Origin of the sequence: Pseudomonas pichavaramensis (assembly GCF_050473265.1) — a bacterium.
Taxonomy (GTDB): domain Bacteria; phylum Pseudomonadota; class Gammaproteobacteria; order Pseudomonadales; family Pseudomonadaceae; genus Aquipseudomonas.
Genome location: NZ_JBJKFJ010000001.1, coordinates 371998 through 394105, shown reverse-complemented (window position 1 = coordinate 394105; position 22108 = coordinate 371998). Strand labels below are relative to the sequence as shown.

At 63.2% G+C, this 22108-nt stretch carries 18 protein-coding genes; 11 read left to right on the top strand and 7 right to left on the bottom strand.

Going from position 1 to position 22108, the window contains the following annotated elements; genetic code table 11:
- Positions 1 to 120 precede the first annotated feature (120 nt).
- The gene (locus tag ACJRW5_RS01715) at positions 121 to 1020 is read right to left on the bottom strand and encodes an AEC family transporter (RefSeq protein ID WP_484568806.1); all 900 of its coding nucleotides are present in this window, start codon (positions 1018 to 1020) and stop codon (positions 121 to 123) included.
- A gap of 271 nt (positions 1021 to 1291) precedes the next feature.
- Here ACJRW5_RS01715 and ACJRW5_RS01710 point away from each other — a divergent pair, with 271 nt between their 5' ends.
- Entirely contained in the window at positions 1292 to 1723 is a 432-nt protein-coding gene (locus tag ACJRW5_RS01710) for a hypothetical protein (protein WP_484568805.1), read from the top strand.
- Positions 1724 to 1783: 60 nt separating this feature from the next.
- Here ACJRW5_RS01710 and ACJRW5_RS01705 read toward each other — a convergent pair whose 3' ends face one another.
- Together ACJRW5_RS01705 and ACJRW5_RS01700 are read right to left on the bottom strand one after the other, a co-directional pair.
- The gene (locus tag ACJRW5_RS01705; RefSeq protein ID WP_484568804.1) at positions 1784 to 2872 is read right to left on the bottom strand and encodes a fatty acid desaturase family protein; all 1089 of its coding nucleotides are present in this window, start codon (positions 2870 to 2872) and stop codon (positions 1784 to 1786) included.
- On the bottom strand, positions 2869 to 3957 hold the full coding sequence (locus ACJRW5_RS01700; protein ID WP_484568803.1) for a ferredoxin reductase: 1089 nt from the start codon (positions 3955 to 3957) through the stop codon (positions 2869 to 2871). The genes ACJRW5_RS01705 and ACJRW5_RS01700 overlap by 4 nt, the downstream gene beginning before the upstream one ends.
- Positions 3958 to 4107: 150 nt before the next feature.
- Between ACJRW5_RS01700 and ACJRW5_RS01695 the strand changes: the two genes are divergently transcribed.
- The 9 genes from ACJRW5_RS01695 to azu all read left to right on the top strand — a co-directional run bounded on the left by ACJRW5_RS01695 (position 4108) and on the right by azu (position 11587).
- Entirely contained in the window at positions 4108 to 4743 is a 636-nt protein-coding gene (locus ACJRW5_RS01695; protein ID WP_484569136.1) for a TetR family transcriptional regulator, read from the top strand.
- Between the two features lie 162 nt (positions 4744 to 4905).
- On the top strand, positions 4906 to 5406 hold the full coding sequence (ureE, locus tag ACJRW5_RS01690; RefSeq protein WP_484568802.1) for an urease accessory protein UreE: 501 nt from the start codon (positions 4906 to 4908) through the stop codon (positions 5404 to 5406).
- A gap of 37 nt (positions 5407 to 5443) precedes the next feature.
- Positions 5444 to 6118 carry an urease accessory protein UreF gene (locus ACJRW5_RS01685; RefSeq protein WP_484568801.1) on the top strand — a complete coding sequence of 225 codons (675 nt, stop codon included), beginning with the start codon at positions 5444 to 5446 and terminating at the stop codon, positions 6116 to 6118.
- A gap of 14 nt (positions 6119 to 6132) precedes the next feature.
- A complete protein-coding gene (gene ureG, locus ACJRW5_RS01680; RefSeq protein WP_013713893.1) occupies positions 6133 to 6747 on the top strand; it encodes an urease accessory protein UreG in 615 nt (204 codons plus the stop codon).
- A 22-nt stretch (positions 6748 to 6769) separates the two neighbouring features.
- Complete coding sequence (locus ACJRW5_RS01675; RefSeq protein WP_484568800.1) at positions 6770 to 7342, top strand: HupE/UreJ family protein; 573 nt, start codon at positions 6770 to 6772, stop codon at positions 7340 to 7342.
- Positions 7343 to 7546: 204 nt separating this feature from the next.
- Positions 7547 to 8461: a glycerophosphodiester phosphodiesterase family protein gene (locus ACJRW5_RS01670; RefSeq protein WP_484568799.1), complete on the top strand. Its 915-nt coding sequence runs from the start codon at positions 7547 to 7549 to the stop codon at positions 8459 to 8461.
- A gap of 689 nt (positions 8462 to 9150) precedes the next feature.
- On the top strand, positions 9151 to 9738 hold the full coding sequence (locus tag ACJRW5_RS01665) for a cytokinin riboside 5'-monophosphate phosphoribohydrolase (RefSeq protein ID WP_484568798.1): 588 nt from the start codon (positions 9151 to 9153) through the stop codon (positions 9736 to 9738).
- A gap of 75 nt (positions 9739 to 9813) precedes the next feature.
- Positions 9814 to 10749: a DUF808 domain-containing protein gene (locus tag ACJRW5_RS01660; protein WP_484568797.1), complete on the top strand. Its 936-nt coding sequence runs from the start codon at positions 9814 to 9816 to the stop codon at positions 10747 to 10749.
- 388 nt (positions 10750 to 11137) lie between these two features.
- Positions 11138 to 11587 carry an azurin gene (azu, locus tag ACJRW5_RS01655; protein ID WP_484568796.1) on the top strand — a complete coding sequence of 150 codons (450 nt, stop codon included), beginning with the start codon at positions 11138 to 11140 and terminating at the stop codon, positions 11585 to 11587.
- 29 nt (positions 11588 to 11616) lie between these two features.
- Here the strand turns inward: azu and ACJRW5_RS01650 are convergent, their stop codons facing one another.
- The 3 genes from ACJRW5_RS01650 to ACJRW5_RS01640 form a co-directional block, all read right to left on the bottom strand.
- A complete protein-coding gene (locus tag ACJRW5_RS01650; RefSeq protein WP_484568795.1) occupies positions 11617 to 12510 on the bottom strand; it encodes a transglutaminase family protein in 894 nt (297 codons plus the stop codon).
- The gene (locus ACJRW5_RS01645; protein WP_484568794.1) at positions 12507 to 14993 is read right to left on the bottom strand and encodes a circularly permuted type 2 ATP-grasp protein; all 2487 of its coding nucleotides are present in this window, start codon (positions 14991 to 14993) and stop codon (positions 12507 to 12509) included. The genes ACJRW5_RS01650 and ACJRW5_RS01645 overlap by 4 nt, the downstream gene beginning before the upstream one ends.
- Before the next feature lie 114 nt (positions 14994 to 15107).
- Positions 15108 to 18401 (bottom strand): transglutaminase family protein, encoded by a 3294-nt coding sequence (locus tag ACJRW5_RS01640; protein WP_484568793.1) that lies wholly within the window; start codon positions 18399 to 18401, stop codon positions 15108 to 15110.
- Between the two features lie 358 nt (positions 18402 to 18759).
- Between ACJRW5_RS01640 and ACJRW5_RS01635 the strand changes: the two genes are divergently transcribed.
- Positions 18760 to 19491, top strand: coding sequence for a class I SAM-dependent methyltransferase (locus ACJRW5_RS01635; RefSeq protein ID WP_484568792.1), 732 nt, complete (start codon positions 18760 to 18762; stop codon positions 19489 to 19491).
- 57 nt (positions 19492 to 19548) lie between these two features.
- On the opposite strand, the gene ACJRW5_RS01630 is transcribed toward ACJRW5_RS01635, so the two are convergent.
- Positions 19549 to 21864: a YgiQ family radical SAM protein gene (locus tag ACJRW5_RS01630; RefSeq protein ID WP_484568791.1), complete on the bottom strand. Its 2316-nt coding sequence runs from the start codon at positions 21862 to 21864 to the stop codon at positions 19549 to 19551.
- Positions 21865 to 22108 lie beyond the last annotated feature (244 nt).

Sequence of the window (22108 nt, the reverse complement as noted above, 5' to 3'; positions counted from 1 at the left end):
CTTCATACCGGGGCGAGCGCTGGCAGATCTTGGCTCGACTGGAAAGGGGCCCTGCATGCCCCGCAAGGAGCAGGTATCCATGCCCCGAGGGTAGCCTGGCTGGTGGCGCAGACGACGCGGCTAGAACCCCACCAGCAGCATCCACAGCGGCAGCGAAAGCGCCGCCAGGAGCGTGGAGAGTGAAATCGCCGCACTGACACTGCGGTTGTCTTCGGCGGTGCGGGCAAACGCCATCACGTTCACTCCGCTGGGGCAGGCAGCCAGTAGTACCAACACGCTGCGCGCGGTCTCGTTGAGCCCAGGCAAAAGGCCGCTGAGCCACCAGACCAGAGCCGGAAAAACCAACAGCTTGGCCAATGCCACGCCCCAGGCCTCGCCCGTCGGACGCAGGCGATAGCGGGACAGGCTGGCACCGAGCACGATCAACGCGCAGGGCAATGCGGCCTGCCCCAGCCAGGTCACTGCGCGCCACAGGCTGTCTGGTACAACCAACCCGGAAAGATTGAGCAGCGCGCCCAACAGCAGACCAATGATCATCGGGTTGGCCAGGTTCTTCAGCAGCGCGCGGCCATCGATCCGCTCCTGACTGCCGAATGCCGCATAGAAACTCTGCAGGGAAAACAACGTGAGGCTGTGGAAAACCAGAATGGCGAAGACATACAGCAGCCCGTCATTGCCCATCAGGCTGGCGATCAGTGGAATGCCCACCAGCACGTTGTTGGAGAACGCCGCAACCAGTCCCAGCGGCGTAGCCGTCCCACGCCGCCAGTGCGCCAGCAGATTGACCAGAAAGAACACCAGTAACACGGGCAGGTAATAGGCCAGCAGCAACACCGGCGACAGCCCCTCGGCCAGCGATGCCTTGGCGATACCGGCGAACAGCAGGGTAGGCATGAACAGCTTGAAGGTGATGTTGGCCAGCCCCGCCGCCGACTCAGCAGTGAGCCATTGGCGCCAGCCAAGCAGGTAGCCGAGAACGATCAGAGTGAAGATCGGCAGAATTGCCTGTACCGCGAGCATGCTGGGCCTGCCTCCGGAAACTGCTGAAGAGGGCGGATCAACCACAACCCGCAAAGGGCGCCAAGGATACGCCTGAGCAATCCGAAGCGCGATGCCTCTGCGCACATTTGCCCGGCATCCCAACGCCACACCGAAAGCACCGATCTAGAGCGTTGCAAACAAGTATTGCGGATATCGATGTTCACTATCAGGCCAGTCAAGTTCTTATCCACGCCGATGTCTTCGAGAATTGACTCCGACGCTACTTACTACTCCCTACGGAGACATCGACATGAAAAGCCAACTGACCCTCGCTGCCCTGGCCCTGAGCCTGATGACCACCAACATTTTCGCCGCTCCGAGCAGCGCCCCCTTCCCCTTGATTGGCGAAGCCAAAGAAAGCCAGGTGCAACAACAACCCGTTGAACCGCTGGCCGAGAACGGTTCCGAACGCACCCCTGGCATTCAGCGTATCCAGCTTGCCGAGGACGGCTCCGACCGCACCCCCGGTGCTCAGCGCATCCAACTGGCCGAAGGCGGTTCCGAACGTACCCCAGGCGCCCAACGCTTCCAATTGGTAGAAGGTGGATATGAACGCACCCCGGGCGCACAGCGCGTCCAGCTGGCCGAAGGCGGCTACGAGCGCACGCCTGGAGCGCAACGTCTGCAATTGGCAGAAGGTGGCGCTGATCGTTTGATCGAGCAGCACGGGCACACTGCCTGAGTTATTGCTACATCCCCAAGCCCGGCGTAGGCCGGGCTTTTTCATTCCCGTGGGACAGCGCTATCGCTCAAGCTGGTCCAATGTCGGCAGGCGGTAGATCCAGATACGCCTCAACACGCTAGCGAACTGCGCCCACAAACTGCCGCAATTGTAGAGCTGGCCATAGCGAGCGCAGATCAGCCGCACTTCGCGGGCCAACTCGGCATAACGTCGCGCCGGCAAATCGGGGAACAGGTGATGCTCGATCTGGTGGCTGAGGTTGCCGGTCAAGATATGCAGCAACGGCCCACCGGACAGATTGCTCGAACCGCGCAACTGGCGCAGGTACCAGTGCCCGCGCGTCTCTCCCTGCAGGACTTCGGGTGCAAATACCGCCGCCTTCTCGGTGAAGTGACCACAGAAGATCACCAGGAAGGTCCACAGATTACGCAGCAGGTTGGCCACCACATTGCCCACCAGTACGGCCATGACGTTGGCGCCAAGCAGCAAAGCCAGCATAGGGAAGACCAGGTAGTCCTTGCCCCACTGCCGCGCCAGCTTGGCGCCGAATTGACGCGCCAGCGGACGTACTTCATCTGCGCTGATGCGCCCCTTGACCAGCTTGTCCAGGCGCAAGTGCTGAATCGCAACGGCGTACTGGAACAGCAACGCCTGGATCGTCACCCACAGCGGCTGCCAACGATAGAAGGGTTTCCAACGCTGTTCGGGAAACAGGCGCACCACGCCATAGCCAACGTCATCATCCATGCCCAGCACATTGGTGTAAGTGTGGTGCACGTGGTTATGGGTATGCCGCCAGAAGTCGGCCGGCCCGACGATATCCCACTCGTACTGACGTCCAGAGAACTCCGGATCGTTCATCCAATCGTACTGGCCATGCATGACGTTATGGCCCAGTTCCATGTTCTCGAGAATCTTGCCCAGGCCCAGCAGCAACGTGCCGAGCAGCCAGGTCGGCGGGAACCAGCCCAGCATCAGCAGCGCGCGCCCACTCCAGCAACACAGCCGCACAACGCCGCGCACCCGGCGGATATAACGGGCATCGGCTGCGCCCAGATCGGCCAGGGTGCGCTGGCGCAGAGCATCCAGTTCCTGGCCGAAGGCCTGCAGTTCAGCGGGGCTCAACTCGCGGTCCTGGCGCACATTCATAGATCGATCTCCACATCACCATGTGCTGCGCTCACGCACAGACGGATGGGCTGGTTGGACTCGGCGAACAACTCACCACTGCGCATATCGCGCACCGTGCCGGCCAGCAACAGACAGGTGCAGCTGGCGCAGATCCCCCGGCGACAACCGTGAGCGGGATGCAACCCGCTGGCCTCAGCGTGCTCCAGCAGGCTGGCGTTGCCGCTGACCGACACATGCAAGTGACTACGGGCGAAGCGCAGGCGAACCTCACCGGCGCCCTCGTCAGCCAGCACGGCCAGCGGACTGAAGCTTTCCGTCTGCAGGCTTGCGCCTCGTCCGGCCTCGCGCCACCAGTCGCATGCCGTGTCGACGAAGCCGCGCGGCCCACAGATCAGCAGATGCTCACCTGGCAACGCCGCCAGCCGCTCGGCAGACAGACGATCGCCGCTCTCGCCACTCACGGCCCAATACGCCCGAAAGTTGGCGTGGCTCGCTGTCAGCGACTTCAGCTCGTCAACAAAGGCGCGTTGACCACGAAGACGGACCTGATGCAAGAGCGTCACTGGCGCAGCAAAACCGCGACTCAAAGCGTCACGCAGCAAACCGAGCAAAGGCGTGATTCCGCTACCCGCAGCCAGCAACAGCACGCTACCCTGCTCTTGCGGCCACTCGAACTCACCGAATGCCTGCCCCAACTCGAGCACCTCACCGACCGCTAGATGATCAAGCAACAGGCTGGACAGACGCCCGCCCGGCTGACGTTTGATCGCCACCTCAACACGCCCATCTGCCGATACCGAAGTCAGGCTGTAGCTACGTCCGTGACGTACCCCATCCTGTTCCAGATACAACTGAACATGCTGGCCAGCGCGCCAGCCGTGGGCGTTACCGTTACAGCGAAGACTCAGGGCGAGCATGTCGTCAGCCACCCAGCGACGCGCCTCGACACGAGCAAAGACGCGATTAAGGCGCAACGCCGGATGCAGCAAACGCAGGCATAAATCGATATCCGCCTCGCGTAACCAGCCGGACACACACATCCATCGCAATGGTTGCAGGGCTCGCGCCAGGCGTCGTACCCATGAGAAAGGAAACAGGACCATCAGACGATTTCCAGTGAACACTTGTTCACAAGGCTGACAGATCGACTCCATTTCAGTCAACAATCGTTCACTGAACTATGCCCCAGCATGGTTCGACGCTGGCGCTGCGCATTTGCTAGAGTGCCGCATCGCTCAATGACCCGACTTCGCATGACGCCACGCGCTGAACAGAAGCAGCAGACCCGCCAGTCCCTGATGGCCGCCGCACTCACCCTGATGGAGAGTGGGCGCGGCTTCGGCAGTCTGAGCCTGAGGGAAGTGACGCGCGTTGCCGGCATCGTGCCTACCGGGTTCTATCGCCACTTCGCCGACATGGACGAACTGGGCCTGGCTCTGGTCGCGGAGGTCGGCGAGACCTTTCGCGCAGCCATCCGCCAGGTGCGTCGCCATGAGTTCGAGATGCGCGGCATGATCGATGCCTCGGTGCGCATCTTCCTCGCCGAGGTGGCTGCCAATCATGCCCAGTTCCTGTTTCTCGCCCGTGAGCAGTACGGTGGCTCACAGCCCGTGCGCCAGGCCATCAGCGCCTTGCGCGAGCGCATCACCAGCGACCTGGCCGCCGACCTAAAACTGATGAACCGTATGCCGCAGCTCGACGAAGCTGCGCTCGACGTCGTCTCCGATCTGGTGGTCAAGACCGTGTTCGCCACGCTGCCCGAACTGATCGACCCACCCGCCGAGACGCTGCCCGCGCACCTCAGCGCGGAGGCCAAGGTCATCCAGCAGCTGCGCTTCATCATGGTAGGCGGCAAGCACTGGCTGGGCCTTGGCAAGCCATCCGCCTGAAAGCTCCAAAACAGTGCAAATAGCGCGCAGACGCACCAAATAGTTCCCGACCGTACAGCCAACTTATCCACAACCGCTACACATGCGCCGTGATGCGGCACTCTGCGTGCTTGGCAAGCCACTTGCACTATTTCCGGGCACATTGCCCTGGAATAGATACGCATGCTGGTGATCCACACCCGAATCGCAGCACAGCCTGCCTGTGATGCCGAACTGGAGCTGACTTTCGAAGCCCGCAGCAAGAGCCGCCTGCGCTGCTTTACCACCACCGGTGAGGAAGTCGGACTGTTTCTCGAACGCGGCCAACCAGCACTGGCTGACGGCGAATGCCTGCAGGCCAAGGATGGACGCATCGTCCGTGTGCGAGCCAAGGCCGAACCGCTGTTGCACGTCACCTGCGCCAGTCCCTTCGAACTGATGCGCGCCGCCTACCATCTGGGCAACCGCCATGTTGCACTGCAACTGGGTGACGGCTGGCTACGCCTACCTGACGACTACGTACTCAAAGCCATGCTGGAACAGCTCGGTGCCAAGGTCGAAGCCGTGGAGGCGCCCTATCAACCGGAGCAAGGTGCCTATGGTGGTGGCCATCATCACTCGCATCATGGTGACGAAGAATTCAACTACGGCCCGCGCCTGCACCAATTCGGTGTGCGCAAGTGACGCTGCACGCTCCCGCCATGCATACCGGAGCTCAGCCATGAAACCGGCGTGGGCACTGCTGCGCCTGGCCAGCCCGCAACTGCCAATTGGCGGCTACAGCTACTCGCAAGGCCTGGAATGGGCCATCGACAGCGGGCTGATCAAGGAAGCCGATAGCGCCGAACGCTGGCTGGCCGATCAACTGCTACTCAACCTCTCGCGCTTCGAAGCACCGCTGCTGCTTGCTCACTGCCGCGCAGCGCATGAAGGCGACTGGCCTCGCCTGCAGGAGCTGGCCGAGCAACACCGCGCCAGCCGGGAAACCCGCGAGTTGGCGCTGGAGAGCCGGCAGATGGGTTACTCGCTGCGGCAACTGCTCGAAGGTCTACCGGAGCTCGATGAAGCAGCCCGCGACCAGCTGAAGAGCCAAGAGGAACCGGGTCTGGCACTGGCCTGGGCACTGGCGGCACGCGCCTGGCAGATCAGCCCGGATGATGCCCTCGCCGCCTGGCTCTGGGGTTGGCTGGAAAACCAGCTGGCGGTCCTGATGAAAGTATTGCCGCTGGGCCAGCAGGCCGCCCAGCGCCTGACCAGCCGCCTGTTACCGCAACTCGATAGCGCGCAGCAGCAGACCGCCGCTCTCCCACCCGAACAATGGGGCAGCGCCGCATTCGGCCTGACCCTGGCGAGCATGGCGCACGAGCGCCAGTACTCGCGTCTCTTCCGCTCCTGATGAGGAATTCACAGATGAACAGCCAACCCCTGCGCGTCGGTATCGGCGGCCCGGTCGGTTCCGGCAAGACCGCTCTGACCCTGGCCCTGTGCCGCGCCCTGCGCGAGCGCTACAACATCGCCGTGGTCACCAACGACATCTACACCCAGGAAGATGCCCAGTTCCTGGTGCGCAACGAGGCCCTGGAGCCCGAGCGCATCATCGGCGTGGAAACCGGCGGCTGCCCGCACACCGCCATCCGTGAAGATGCCTCGATCAACCTCGAGGCCGTCGAGCAGCTCAACCGGCGCTTTCCCGGCCTGGACCTGATCATCGTCGAATCCGGCGGCGACAACCTGTCCGCCACCTTCAGCCCTGAGCTGTCCGATCTGACCCTGTACGTGATCGACGTTTCTGCCGGCGACAAGCTGCCGCGCAAGGGCGGCCCCGGCATCTGCAAGTCCGACCTGCTGGTGATCAACAAAGTCGACCTGGCGCCCATGGTCGGCGCCTCGCTCGAGGTCATGGAGCGCGACACTCTGAAAATGCGCGGCGACAAGCCGTTCGTGTTCAGCAACCAGAAGGTTGGTCAGGGTCTCGACGAGATCATCGCCTTCATCGAACGCCAGGGCATGCTCACGGCAGCCTGATTCCAACATCAAGGAGATATTCATGAACCTGCGCAAAACCCTCTACGCGATCGCCCTGTTCTGCACCCCGGCACTGGCATTCGCCCACCCCGGCCATGGTGACTCCGGCATCATGGCCGGCCTGGCACACCCGGTCTTCGGCCTGGACCACCTGCTGGCGATGCTCGCCGTCGGTCTGTGGGCCGCACAGCAAAGCGGCACTGCCCGCTGGGCGCTGCCGGCGACCTTCGTTGGCACCATGCTGATCGGCGGCCTGTTCGGCTTCTCCGGCGTGGAAATCCCGCTGATGGAAACCGGCATTGCCGGCTCGGTTCTGGCCTTCGGCCTGCTGGTCGCCGTGGCCGCTCGCCTGCCAATGGCCGTATCCGTGGCTCTGACCGCCGTATTCGCCCTCAGCCACGGCGTTGCCCACGGCCTGGAACTGCCGGACCTGGCCAGCCCCTTCGCCTATGCCGTCGGTTTCATCGTCGCCACTGCGGCACTGCACGCTATCGGCTACGCCCTGGTGCGTTTTCTGCCTCAAGCAGCGGCACCGCTGGTGCGTATCGCAGGTGGCGCTTCTGCAGCTGCCGGGGTCTGGCTGCTGGCCAGCTGAGCCCATCACCACCGGGCGACGCAACCAACCAAAGGCGCCACTGAAAGCCGACAGTGCTTCGGGTGCGCCATGCGCACCGATGCCGACACGCACTGCGCGGATGCTGCAGTGCGCGCGGCGCACCCTACCCGCGTCGGCTGTAACACTTGCCAACGCCTCTACGCTGGGGCACAAAGTCCCGAACTGGCTTCGAGACCTAGCCCCATGCTGCGCCTCACTCGATTTCTGATCGCCCCGCTGCTGCTGATCGCCGTCGTCATACTGGCGTTGGCACTGACCAGCCGTCCGGCATCGACACCGGCTGTGCTGGCAGATCTGGGTCAACGCCCGTTGGTTATCGCCCACCGCGGCGGCAAGGGGTTGTGGCCGGAAAACACACTGTTCGCCTTCGAACGCGCCAGTACCCTGGGCGTCGACATGCTCGAGATGGATCTGCACCTGAGCCAGGATGCTCAACTGGTGGTGATCCATGACGAGACGCTGGAACGCACCACCAACGGCGAAGGCCAGGTCGCGCATTACAGTCTGGCCGAGCTGCAGGCCCTGGATGCCGGTTACAACTGGACGGCCGACGGCGGCCAGAGCTACCCCTACCGCGGCCAGGGCACCCGTATCGCCTCGCTGGCAGAGGTGTTCGAACAATTCCCTTTGATTCCCAAGATACTCGAGATCAAGGTGGCCGATGTCGGCATGGAGGCGGTGCTATGCGAAATGCTGGCGGCCTATGACCAGCTCGACCGGGTCATCGTTGGCAGCTTTCATGAACGCAGCCTCACCCGCTTTCGCCAACTCTGCCCGGAAGTCGCCACCTCAGCCGGACCGATCTCGGTGCGCATGCTGCTGGCACTGAACTGGCTGGGTCTGAGCGACCTGCTGTCGCCCTCCTACGCCGTGCTGCAGATTCCGCAGCAGCACAACGGGCTGACCATCGCCACACCCCGGCTGATTCGTAATGCCCAGACGCGTGGGCTGCACGTGCAGCTGTGGACCATCAATGAGCAGCCCGACATGCGCAATCTGCTGCAAATGGGAAGCAACGGCCTGATAACCGACTACCCGGATCGAGCTCTGCAACTGCTCGGCCGCTCCACCCAACTCGGTGCATTGCCCAGTCAGTAGGTTGACGATCAATACCTCATCGCCACCCGAGCCTGCAGCAACAGGTGCTGGCATGAATCATACCCAGCTTATCCACAGAGCGATCAACAACCTCCAAGTATAACTCATCTGAGCTGGAGGAAAAAACACCGCCAAGCTGGACAATCAACCACCAAGCTGCTCCACGAACACGCTGTTCATAAATTCACCAAAACGCTGGAAGCCCTATGAATAAAGGCTCTCAACAATAGGTACAGAAGTTATCAACAAGACCACCCACAGCTATCTTGGACAACGCCAAGCGCTTGCTACACTTTCCCAAAAAGCTGTCAAGCCTCTGTTAATAAAGGAAAATAACTGTTGATCAAATCTTCGCCAGCAGCCTGAAAGCGGCATTGTTACAGGCTGATGGATAACCGCCACCAGCTTTTCCACAGCGCTACCCACAGACTTGGTGGAAAACTTTATTTTGCTGATCTGGCCGGCTATCAGGGTCATCGAAACAATCTAACGGCACACCCCTCTCATCAGAGCTAGCCTGACCCGCATGTTCCCGCGTCAGGAAGCCGCGCCATGCACCTCAACGATCTGCTCAAACAGTTTCTCGCCACCTACGCCTGCGCCACCTGCGGCATCGATACGCGCTTCTGAAGCTTGGTCGCGACGCAACAGGCCGTTACCCTTGGCACATTCAGCCAAGGAGCCCGTCAATGTCCCTGCGTAGCGTCTGTGTCTTCTGTGGTGCCAGCCCTGGCGCCAGTCCGATCTATCGCCAGGCTGCCGAGGAACTCGGCCAGCACCTGGCTCAACGCGGTATCCGCCTGATCTATGGTGGCGGCGCGGTCGGCCTGATGGGCGTGGTCGCTGATGCGGCCCTGAACGCCGGGGGCGAAGTGATCGGCATCATCCCGCAAAGCCTGGAGCGTGCCGAGATTGGCCATCGCGGCCTGACCTGCCTGGAAGTGGTCGACGGCATGCACGCACGCAAGGCGCGCATGGCCGAACTGGCCGATGCCTTCATCGCCCTTCCCGGCGGCCTGGGAACGCTGGAGGAACTGTTCGAAGTCTGGACCTGGGGTCAGCTGGGCTACCACTCCAAGCCTCTCGGCCTGCTGGAAGTGAACGGCTTCTACAGCAAGCTCGGCGATTTTCTCGATCACCTCGTCGCGGAACGTTTCGTGCGCCCGCAGCACCGCGACATGCTGCAGATCGCAAGCAGCCCGCAAGATCTGCTCGACGCCCTGGCCGAGTGGCAACCCAGCGCGGCGCCGAAATGGGTCGATCGCTCACCAGACTGAGCACTGTCGATACGCAGACAGCCCAGGCAGTGCTAGGCTTGGCGCCCTGCCCTCTCCAGACACGGAAGCCACACCATGGCCGCAAGCAGCCTGCTCGCCCTGATCGACGACATCAGCACCGTACTCGACGACGTCGCCACCATGACCAAGGTCGCCGCACGCAAGACCGCGGGCGTACTGGGTGACGATCTGGCGCTTAATGCCCAGCAGGTCACCGGTGTCAGGGCCGACCGCGAACTGCCGGTAGTCTGGGCGGTGGCCAAGGGTTCGCTGATCAACAAGGCGATCCTGGTGCCTGCCGCCTTGCTGATCAGCGCAGTGGCGCCCTGGCTGGTGGTGCCGCTACTGATGTTCGGCGGCCTGTTCCTCTGCTACGAAGGAGCGGAAAAGCTCCTGCACAAGTTCCTGCATCGCCACGATGACGACGGCAAGAAGGCGCATCTGCAAGCTCTGGCCAACCCTGAGGTCGATCTGGTGGCCTTCGAGCGCGACAAGATCCGCGGCGCGGTGCGCACGGATTTCATCCTCTCGGCGGAAATCATAGCCATCACCCTGGGCACAGTGGCAGCCGCCAGTTTCGTCAATCAGCTCGTGGTCCTCAGCACCATCGCGCTGGTGATGACGATTGGGGTCTACGGCCTGGTGGCGGGCATCGTCAAACTGGACGACGCCGGGCTCTATCTCAGCCAACGCAGCAGCGCGCTGGCCCAACGCATTGGCCGCGCTCTGCTGGCTCTGGCCCCCTGGTTGATGAAGACACTCTCGGTAGTCGGTACCGCTGCGATGTTCTTGGTTGGCGGGGGCATCCTCAGCCATGGCCTGCCCCCGGTCGAGGCCGCCGTACACCACGCCGCCGAGTGGGTCGCGCAGGATGCCGGCCAGTTGCTTTCGGCACTGGTGCCGACATTGCTCAACGCCCTGCTGGGCATCGTCGCTGGCTTGATCAGCGTGCCGCTGGTGAGCGTGGCCAGCCGCCTGTGGCGCGCACTACGTCCAGCCAGTGCTGACTGAGACGCTCATTTCCTGAGCAGCCGACGCCAGGCTTCCAGAGCGCTGGCCTGGAGGCACTTTCCCCAAGCTTATCCACAGCTTGCTCCACGGTTTTCGGGGATAAGCTGACAGTGTCTGACTGCGTCGCTGTTTTTACCCTCTGTCTGCAGCCAATCAATTCATTACAAAGGATTTTTTGCTCTGCGGGCATGCCTTGGGCAGAACCTGACCAGCAGCCCAAAAAGCCCGCAGGACAGCGCTCTGGGCGGGCATTACAGAGCTTCTCAACAGTCTTATCCACAGTTTCTCGGGATAAACCACCGTGGCGTTCGGTCGCACCCAGTAGAGGGGCAAGCTGTGCGACTCTTTCCTGACCTGACCGGAAACTCAGAATCTGGAGGATTCAACGATGTTGCGTAACGCCGCTCTAATCGCTCTGCTCGGCCTGGCCAGCACCCCGCTGCTCGCCGCCGAATGCTCGGTAGATGTCGAATCGACCGACCAGATGACCTACAACACCCAGGCCATCTCCATCAGCAAGAGCTGCAAGACCTTCACCGTCAATCTCAAGCACACAGGCTCGCTGCCCAAGACCGCCATGGGTCACAACTGGGTGCTGAGCAAGACTGCTGATATGCCGGGCATCGCCACCGACGGTATTCCCGCCGGGGCTGACGCAAGCTACCTCAAGGCTGGCGACGAGCGCGTGATCGCCCATACCGACCTGATCGGTGGCGGCGAAAGCACCTCGGTAAGCTTCGATGTGAGCAAGCTGGCAGCAGGCGAAGACTACAGCTTCTTCTGCTCCTTCCCCGGCCATTACTCGCTGATGAAAGGCAGCGTGAAACTGGTCGACTGACACGTGCGGGGGCAACGCCCGCCGTCTCGTCAGCCCAACGGCAGCACCGTCACCTGAACTTCAGGGTCGTGGCTGCCGCCTCCCAGAATCACCCCACGTAGCGGCGAAACATCGGAGAAATCCCGGCCCCAGGCCAGGGTGATGTGCTCCAGTGCCGGCCGCACGTTGTTGGTCGGGTCGAAATCCACCCAACCCTGACGCGGGCAATACAGCGAAATCCAGGCATGCGAGGCATCGGCGCCAATCAGGCGCGGTTGACCGGGCGGTGGCTGGGTCAGCAGGTAGCCACTGACGTAACGCGCCGCCAGGCCACGCGAACGCAGACAGGCCAGCATCAGATGAGCGAAGTCCTGGCACACGCCACGCTTTTCTTCCAGCACCTGCAATAGCGGCGTCGCCACCTGAGTGGCGCCGGCATCGAAACTGAACTCGTCGAAGATCTTCTGCATCAGCGCCTGGCCGGCCTGCAGCAGCGGCCTGCTCGGGGTGAAGCAGTCGTCGGCGAAGTCGGCGAACACCTGCTTGAGCCGCACGTAGGGTGATTCGAAACGATAACGTGCGGCCTCCAGCAAGTCCGGCGCCAGACGCGAGCCGCTGTAGCTAAGCGCCGCGCAGGCAGCCTCCCAGTTCGGCGACTCATCCAGATCCAGTTCCGGCCGTGCCAGCACCTCGACACGTAGGCGCGCGCTGACGCTGAGCGCCTCGTGCGGACGCTCGAAGACCAGCCGCGTCAGCGGGTTGCCGAAGACATCCAGACCATCGCGACGCTGGCAGGGCTGCGGGTCGATGCGCAACTGCTGCTCATGATTGCGCTGCCAGGAACACTCGCGCGGCCATAGGTGTGCCAACTGCTGGGCCAGGGAGACCGGCGCCGAATAGCGGTAGTGGGTGTCGTGAAGCACTTGATACAACGCGCTGCTCATGAAGATTGCGTCCGCTGGCTGACATCGACATGGGCAAAGAAACGTAGCCCGAGGTGGTCGGATACTGCACCAGCGGCTTCGCTGATGGCGACCAGCAGATCGGCGAGGCCTTCGAGCACCGCGCGGGTGCTGCCGGGACCGAACAGCGGGTTTTCCAGGCTGGCCAGGCTCAAGGCGCTCAATTGCTGCTCCAGATAGACCAGGTAGCGCTCGGCAGGCACCTCGAAGCGCTCGTCCAGACGCTTCAGCGAAACCAGCATGGTGCGCAGCTGGAACAGCACGGCATGCGGGTTCTGCTCATCCAGCAGTAGCAGATCGAGCACCGGAATCAGCTGCGCAGAAGCCAGGTAACGGGTGCGATAGGTGATGCTGCTGTTACCCAGTTCCAGCAGCCACTCCAGCGCCGATTGGTCAGTGGCCGAACCACTGCGCAGGAACCCGGCAAAGCTGTCACAGAGAAACTGCAGACGCTCGATGTAGCGACCCAGCATGAGAAAGCGCCAGCCGTCGTCACGGGTCATGTCATCCAGGGCGAAACCGGAGAGCGCGGCCAGCGACATCAGCAGGCGATTGAGGAAGTCCAGCAACTCGCCGAAGTCGGCGGGCTGGGCTTCCAGCAACTGGGCTTCGCGTTGCAGCTCGACCAGCGCCTGCCAGTTGGCCTGAGACAGCTTGCCACGCACGCTGCCGGCGGCCCACTGCAAGCGTTGCAGGTTGGCACGCAGGCTGGCCGGCCAGTCGCCGCCGAGCAATGCCTGCAGCAGACGTGCTTCCAGCTCACCTTCCTCTGGATCGGCCAGCAGCCCCAGGTCCTGCGCCAGTGCCAGCGCACTCTGCAGCGCCTGCGGATCGTCATCGTCATCGACATAACGCGCCAGCATGATCCGCAGCAGACGCGCGCTGTCTTCACAACGCTCGGCGTAACGACCGAACCAGAACAGGTTTTCCACCACCCGCGACGGCAGGAACGGGTCACTGCGCACCAGGTCAGCGGTGCCCAGCGTACGCTGCGTTTGCCAGGGCTCGCCGCCACTCTGTCGCGTACCCAGCACCCAGGTGTCCTTGCTTGCGCCACCGCGCTGCATCGACACCACTTCGGCGTCGGCCTCACCGGCTACCCGCGTCAGGCCGCCAGGCATCACCCGGTAACCGTCGGCACTGGCCACCGCGAACACGCGCATGCCGATAGCTCGCGGCTGCAAACTGCGGCCGTCCCATACCGGCGCCTGCGACAGCTTGGCCCGCGCCTGGGCGACATAGGCATATGGGCGCGACTTGAGGCGCTCAGCCAGCTTGGCGCGCTGCGCCTCGTCCAGATCGCGGCCGAATACCGGTGCAAAACTCTGCGACGGGAACGCCGGGCGCACCAGCAACTCGTCGAGTTTTTCCAACGCCTCGTCCAGCACCGGCGGCTCACCGCACCACCAGCTGGCAATGGACGGCAGCAACAGTTCTTCGCCAAGCAGATGCTCGCTGATCGCGGGCAGAAAGCCGGGCAGACCGGGCGACTCCAGCACACCACAGCCCAATGCATTGGCCACCAGCACGCGCCCACGGCGCACCACTTCAAGCAAGCCTGGCACGCCCAGAGCCGAGTCGGTGCGCAGCTCCAGTGGATCGCAATAATCGTCGTCGAGACGGCGCAGCACCGCATGTACACGGCGCAGGCCGGCCAACGTCTTGAGGTAGAGCGTGGCATCGCGCACCGTCAGATCGCTGCCCTCGACAAGCGGATAACCCAGCTGGCGGGCCAGATACAGATGTTCGAAATAACTCTCGTTGAAGCGCCCGGGGGTCAGCAGCACTACCAGCGGCGTCTCTCCGCCACTGGGCGCCTGGCGCGCCAGGGTGTCCTGCAGGGTGCGGAAGAAGCCAGCCAGATATTGCACACGCAGATCGCGATACAACTCAGGGAAGGCACGCGAGACGATCTGCCGGTTCTCCAGCGCATAACCTGCGCCGGAGGGTGCCTGGGTCCGGTCCGCAGTGACCCACCAGCGACCATCCGGCGCCCGCGCCAGATCCACCGCATACAGATGCAGCCAGGTGCCACCAGGTGCCTGCATGCCCTGGCAGGGCCAGAGGAAATTATTGTGGCCGAATACCAGTTCGGTCGGCAGCAGGCCCTCACCGATCAGCTTCTGCGGGCCATACAGATCCGCCACTACGCGGTTCAGCAGGGTCGCGCGCTGGGCGACCCCGGCGGCTATCTGCTGCCATTCATCCGCAGGAATCAGGTTGGGCAGCAGGTCCAGCTCCCAGGGCCGGTCGGCGCCTTCGGGGTCGGCGTAGACGTTGTAGGTAACGCCGTTCTCCTGAATCTGCCGAGCCAGCATGGCCTCGCGTTGCGCCAGATGCTCGGGGCGGCTGCGTGCCAATTGCTCGTAGAAACGGCGCCAGTGCGGGCGCACGCCACCCTTGGCGTCGAGCAATTCATGATAGGCCCCGGCGGGGGGCGGGTAATCGGCTAGCAGGTCGTGCATGGTTGACTCGGCAGTGGCAAGGCGGCATGACGCAGATTGATCAGTTGCATCCGTGGGAGGCGCTTCAGCGGCGATCGTTCGCGGCTAAAGCGCCTCCCACAGCCTGGATCGACATCAGACGCGACGCAGGTCCAGGGTCATCGGTAGTTCATTATTGTCCATTGGTTGCACGACTGGGCGCTTGCCCGGGCTGTGGCCCAGACGGAAGAAGCGCGCCAGACGCCGACTCTCGGCCTCGTAGGCGTTGACCGGCAGGCTCTCGTAATTGCGTCCACCAGGATGGGCGACATGGTACTGGCAACCACCCAGCGAGCGCTGCATCCAGGTGTCGATCAGGTCGAACACCAGCGGTGCATGCACGCCGATGGTCGGCTGCAGACAACTGGCCGGCTGCCAGGCGCGGAAACGCACGCCACCGACGAACTCGCCGACCTTGCCCGTCGGGCGCAGCGGCACCGGCACGCCGTTGCAGGTCAACACGTAGCGATCCGGCGCCATGCCGCCCACCTTCACCTGCATGCGTTCGAGCGACGAATCGACATAGCGCACGGTGCCGCCGATAGCGCCCTCCTCGCCCAGCACATGCCAGGGCTCCAAAGCCTGGCGCAGCTCCAGATCGATCCCCTTGACCGCGAAGTCGCCGGCCTTGGGAAAGCGGAATTCGAAGTGCGGAGCGAACCACTCGTTACGCAGGCGGTAGCCGAAACTGCCGAGTTCCTGCAGCACGTCGGCAAAATCCTGCTCGACGAAATGCGGCAGGAGGAAGCGGTCGTGCAGCTCGGTGCCCCAGCGCACCAGCTTCGCCGGGCGATAAGGCTCCTGCCAGAAGCGCGCGATCAAGGCGCGCAGCAACAGTTGCTGAGCCAGGCTCATCTGCGCGTGCGGCGGCATCTCGAAGGCGCGCAGTTCGAGCAGGCCGAGGCGGCCGCTGGCGGAGTCCGGTGAGTAGAGTTTGTCGATGCAGAACTCGGCGCGGTGGGTGTTGCCGGTGACATCCACCAGCAGGTTGCGCAGCAGACGGTCGACCAGCCAGGGCGGGCAGTCGCGGCCCGGCTCGGGCATCTGTGCGAACGCCACTTCCAGCTCGTACAGTGCATCGTTGCGCGCTTCGTCCACCCGCGGCGCCTGCGAAGTCGGGCCGATGAACAGGCCGCTGAACAGGTACGACAGCGACGGGTGGTTGTGCCAGTAGCTGATCAGGCTGCGCAACAGGTCAGGGCGACGCAGGAATGGCGAGTCGCCCGATGTGGCACCGCCAAGCACAAAGTGGTTGCCGCCGCCGGTGCCGGTATGGCGGCCGTCGATCATGAATTTCTCGCTGGACAGGCGCGACTGCCGCGCCGCCTCGTAAAGGAACTCACAGCGCTCAACCAGCTCATCCCAGCTGGCGGCCGGATGAATGTTCACCTCGATCACACCCGGATCGGGGGTGACGCGGAAGTACTGCAGACGCGGGTCCTGCGGCGGCTCGTAGCCCTCCATCAGCACCGGACAATTGAGCTCGGCAGCCACCGCTTCGATGGCCGCGACCAGCTCCAGATAGTCTTCCAGGTGCGCCAGCGGCGGCATGAACAGGTACAGACGGCCATCACGCGGCTCGGCGCATAATGCAGTACGCACGATACCGGCAGCCGACTGGCCACTGGCCGGGCGCGCGCTCTGCACACCAGCGCTGGCTCCCCGCCAGACACCGCGTAGCTGACGCTGTATCTGTGCCGGGCTGGGCAACGGCGGCATCGCCTGGCTGGGGTCGACCGGATTGACGTAGGGGTAGTCGGTCTGACTCACCCAGGGCAAAGAATCGAGCGGCAGACGATAGCCTAGCGCCGAGTCCCCCGGCAGCAGCCGACAGTGCTCGTCACGCAGGAACCAGCGCCCGCTCTGCCACCCCTCGCCGACCACCTGACGCGCCAGCGGCAGGACATGACCTACCACCGCATCGAGCCCCTGATCGAATACCTTGCGCAGGCGTTCGCGCTCCAGTGGATCGCTCAGACGCGGATCGTCCGGAGTGACGTTATCCGGCAACTTGCGCTCGCGCCACAGGTAGTAGAACCAGTCCTCGAAGGCCGGGAAAACATTGCCTGCCTCCACACCCAAATGTGCGGCCAGGGTCGTGAGGAAGCGTTCTGCAGTCTCCGCCGTGGCGCCGTAACCGCGCTTTTCGTCAGCCAGCAGCTTCGGTTCGCGCCACAGCGGCTCACCATCACGGCGCCAGAAACAGTTCAGCGACCAACGCGGTAGTTGCTCGCCGGGGTACCACTTGCCCTGGCCGAAATGCACCAGCGCATTGGCCGCGTAGTGGTCACGCAGGCGGTAGAACAGGTCGGCGGCCAGCCGCCGCTTGTTCGGCCCCAGCGCGGCAGTGTTCCATTCGTCATCATCGGGGTAGTCGAGAGCGACGAAGGTCGGTTCGCCGCCCATAGTCAGACGTACATCATGCTGCTGCAGATCGGCGTCGATCTGCCGGCCCAGCGCCTGGATCGCCTGCCACTGCGCCTCGCTGTAAGGCTTGGTGACGCGCGGCGCCTCCCACACGCGCTCGACGCTCATCAGGTGCTCGAACTCCACCTCGCATTCGTCCAGCCCACCGGTGATCGGCGCCGCCGAAGACGGTTCCGGGCTGCACGCCAGCGGGATATGACCTTCGCCGGCGAACAAGCCGCTGGTGGGGTCGAGGCCGATCCAGCCGGCACCGGGCAGATAGACTTCGCACCAGGCATGCAGGTCGGTGAAGTCCTTGTCGGTGCCGGAGGGACCGTCGAGGGATTTGACGTCAGCGGTGAGCTGAATCAGATAACCGGAAACGAAGCGCGCCGCCAGGCCCAGATGACGCAGCAACTGCACCAGCAACCAGGCCGAGTCGCGGCATGATCCCGAGGCATTCTTCAGGCTCTCTTCCGGCGTCTGTACGCCCGGTTCCATGCGAATCAGGTAACGGATGTCGGCGGATAGGCGTTGGTTCAGCTCGACCAGGAAATCGACGCTGGGCCGCTCTTCGCGAGAGATGCCGGCCAAATACTTGGCGAACAGTGGCGTGGGCGGCAGCTTGACCAGATAAGGCGCCAGCTCGCGTTGCTCGCCCTCGGTGTAGGCGAACGGAATGCGCTCGGCATAGGGCTCGAGGAAGAAGTCGAACGGATTGAACACCGCCATCTCGGCAACCAGGTCAACCTCGACCTTGAACTCGCGGGTCTTCTCCGGAAACACCAGGCGGGCCAGGTAATTGCCCTGCGGGTCCTGCTGCCAGTTGATGAAGTGTTCGCCGGGCTCGACACTCAACGCATAGGAGAGAATGCGTGTGCGGCTGTGAGGTGCAGGACGCAAACGTACCACCTGCGGGCCAAGGTTCACCGCACGGTCGTAGCGGTAGTGGGTGACATGATGCAGCGCGACATGAATCGACACGGCGGCCTCCTGCTAGCCTGGACGATACCCTGTGTAGCGCAAGACTTATGCCAGAGGCAAACCGCAGGTTTTCCAGCGCGCCGCGCAAAGCCGGCCCCATATAGGGGCGCCTCCCGCACCAGGGTCACATAGGCGCACAACTATAGAGCAGGGAGCGCTGCAGGCGGATGACAATCGGCGCAGCTTTTTTGTCTTGCCATCCTGCTGGCCGCCGCACACACCTCAGCACCTGCTCAGCGTCGAAATGCAGGTGCCTGGCCACATGTCGCCCCTCCAGGGCGATACGCTTGCTGCAACCAGCGAGAAGCCGCAGACTGCGAACGCCGCACTTCTCGCCACAGACCAAGGACAGGCCGCCATGCATACGCTGGAACGTATCTACCCACTGAAGATGGATCAGCAGCTCGCCGCCGACCAGGCCACACTGGACCTGCACATGCAGCGCTACGAATTCGCCAGCACGGCTCTGCAGGGAGCGCGCGTACTCGATATGGCGTGCGGTTGTGGTTATGGCAGCGCGTTGATGGCTGAACGGCACCCGGACAAACAGATCACCGGGATCGATATCGATCCGCAAGCGATTGCCTATGCGCAAGCGCACTATCAGTTGCCCAACCTGCGCTACCTGTGCGCCAATGCCGAGAGTTTCAGCGACGCGGAAGGCTTCGACAGCATCGTCAGCCTGGAAACCATCGAACATCTGCCAGACCCGGTGCGCCTGGTGGAAAACCTCGCTCGACTGCTGGCCAAGGGTGGCCGCATCATCGCCTCGGTACCGACCACCCCGACGCTCGATGGCAACCCGCACCACCTGCACGATTTCAGCCCGCGTAGCTTCCGCACACTTTTTAACCGGCACGGCCTGCATCCACAGGTACAGTTCGAACAGATCCAGCGCTGGGAGTTTTCCGGCCTGTTCAAGAAGTCGGAGCAGAAGGAAGTACGCGAGCACCGCTCGGAAGGCGTCGGCAATGCCGTATTGGCCTACTATCGCCAGCACCCGCTGTACCTGCTCAAGCGTCTGGGGTCGATCCTGCGTTATGGCCTGAGCAACCGTTACCTGACCTGTAGCTTCAGCGCGAAGCCCTAGTCGCCACCGCGACAAAAACGCCAGCATCAAGCTGGCGTTTTCATATGCGGGAATGACTCAGCGCGGCGCGACGGGCTTTTTCGTCGGTTTCTTACCCTTGCCCTTACCGGCGCCGGAACGCTCGCGCGCGGCCTGCTGATTACGCGCCTCGGCAGCCGCCTTGGCCTGCTCGCGCTTGTCCCAGGGCTTGCTGCCGTCGCTGCCGCGCGGTGGCAGGCCAGTGTGCTGGGTAAGGATCTTGCCGCCACCATTACTGTTGCCGTTGCCGGCCTTCTTGCTGCCAAGCGGGGTGGAGTTCTTGCGCCGCGCGCTCTGGTAGCTGCCATCACCGGCCGGCTGGGTAGCCGGGATCAGCTGGTGCTTGGCCGGGCCGATCAGGTCGGCGCGACCCATGCGGGTCAGCGCCTCACGCAGCAGCGGCCAGCCCTTCGGGTCGTGGTAACGCAGGAAGGCCTTGTGCAGACGGCGCTGCTCCTCGCTCTTGACGATCTCCACACCGTCGCTCTTGTAGGTGACCTTGCGCAGCGGGTTCTTGCCCGAGTGGTACATGGCCGTGGCCGTGGCCATTGGCGACGGGTAGAAGGCCTGCACCTGGTCAGCGCGGAAGCCGTTGCGCTTGAGCCACAGGGCGAGGTTCATCATGTCCTCGTCGGTGGTACCCGGGTGCGCCGCGATGAAGTAAGGGATCAGGTACTGTTCCTTGCCTGCCTCTTTCGAGAACTTCTCGAACATCTGCTTGAAGCGGTCGTAGGAGCCGATGCCCGGCTTCATCATCTTGTCCAGCGGGCCACGCTCGGTGTGCTCCGGAGCAATCTTCAGGTAGCCACCAACGTGGTGGGTGACCAGCTCCTTGACGTACTCCGGCGACTCCACGGCGAGGTCGTAACGCAGGCCGGAGGCGATCAGGATCTTCTTCACGCCCGGCAGCGCACGCGCCTTGCGGTACAGCTCGATCAAGGAGGAGTGATCGGTGTTGAGGTTCTCGCAGATGCCGGGGAACACGCACGACGGCTTGCGGCAGTGACGCTCGATTTCCGGGTCCTTGCAGGCGATGCGGTACATGTTGGCGGTCGGCCCGCCGAGGTCGGAGACCACGCCGGTGAAGCCCGGCACCTTGTCGCGCATCTCCTCGATCTCGCGGATGATCGACTCATGCGAGCGGTTCTGGATGATGCGGCCTTCGTGCTCGGTGATCGAGCAGAAGGTGCAGCCACCGAAGCAGCCACGCATGATGTTGACCGAGAAGCGGATCATCTCGTAGGCCGGGATGCGCTCACCGCCGTAGGCCGGGTGCGGCACACGGGCGTAGGGCATGCCGAACACGTAGTCCATTTCCTCGGTGGTCATGGGGATGGGTGGCGGGTTGAACCACACATCCACCTCGCCATGCTTCTGCACCAGCGCGCGGGCGTTGCCCGGGTTGGTTTCCAGGTGCAGCACACGGTTGGCGTGGGCGTAGAGCACCGGGTCGTTGCGCACCTTCTCGAACGACGGCAGGCGGATCACCGTCTTGTCGCGGGTCATGCGCGGGCTGTCGAGAATCTGCACGACCTTGGCTTCGTTGGGGTCTTCGACCTCGCCTTTAGCCTGCTCGATGGCGCAGGCCTCGGTGTCCTGGGTGTTCACATAGGGGTTGATGATCTTGTCGACACGGCCCGGACGGTCGATGCGCGTGGAGTCGATCTCGAACCAGTCCCCCGGGGTGTCACGGCGGATAAAGGCGGTGCCACGCACGTCGCTGATGGTCTCGATCGACTCGCCACGGGACAGGCGCTGGGCCACCTCGACCACCGCGCGCTCGGCGTTGCCGTAGAGCAGGATGTCGGCGGTGGCGTCCATCAGGATGGAGCGGCGCACCTTGTCCTGCCAGTAGTCGTAGTGAGCGATACGGCGCAGCGAGGCCTCGATGCCACCGAGGATCACCGGCACATGGCTGTAGGCTTCCTTGCAGCGCTGGCTGTAGACCAGGCTGGCGCGATCCGGGCGCTTGCCGGCCACGCCGCCGGGGGTGTAGGCGTCGTCGCTGCGGATCTTCTTGTCGGCGGTGTAGCGGTTGATCATCGAATCCATGTTGCCGGCGGCGACGCCGAAGAACAGGTTCGGCTCGCCGAGCTTCATGAAGTCGTCTTTGCTGCGCCAGTCCGGCTGACTGATGATCCCGACGCGAAAGCCCTGGGCTTCGAGCAGACGGCCGATGATGGCCATGCCGAACGACGGATGGTCGACGTAGGCGTCACCGGTCACCACGATGATGTCGCAGCTGTCCCAACCCAATTGATCCATCTCCTCCCGGCTCATCGGCAGGAAGGGAGCGGGCCCGAAACACTCGGCCCAGTATTTGGGATAGTCGAACAGCGGCTTGGCGGCTTGCATATTTTTTGATCAGCGGGCTATCACGAGGGGCGCGGATCATAGCACAAAAATTAACCAAACCAGACTAATTCACTGGGTTTAATGCGCCGACAAGGACCACCCACCCTGGCATTCACACGCCCATCATCGTCGCTGAAATATCAAGAAAACGTGGCACCTTCCTGCATCATCGGGCGCCAGATTTGTTTTAGATCGATGACGATCCTGTGCATATACTCAAACACTCGAGAACCCGCTCTCAGGA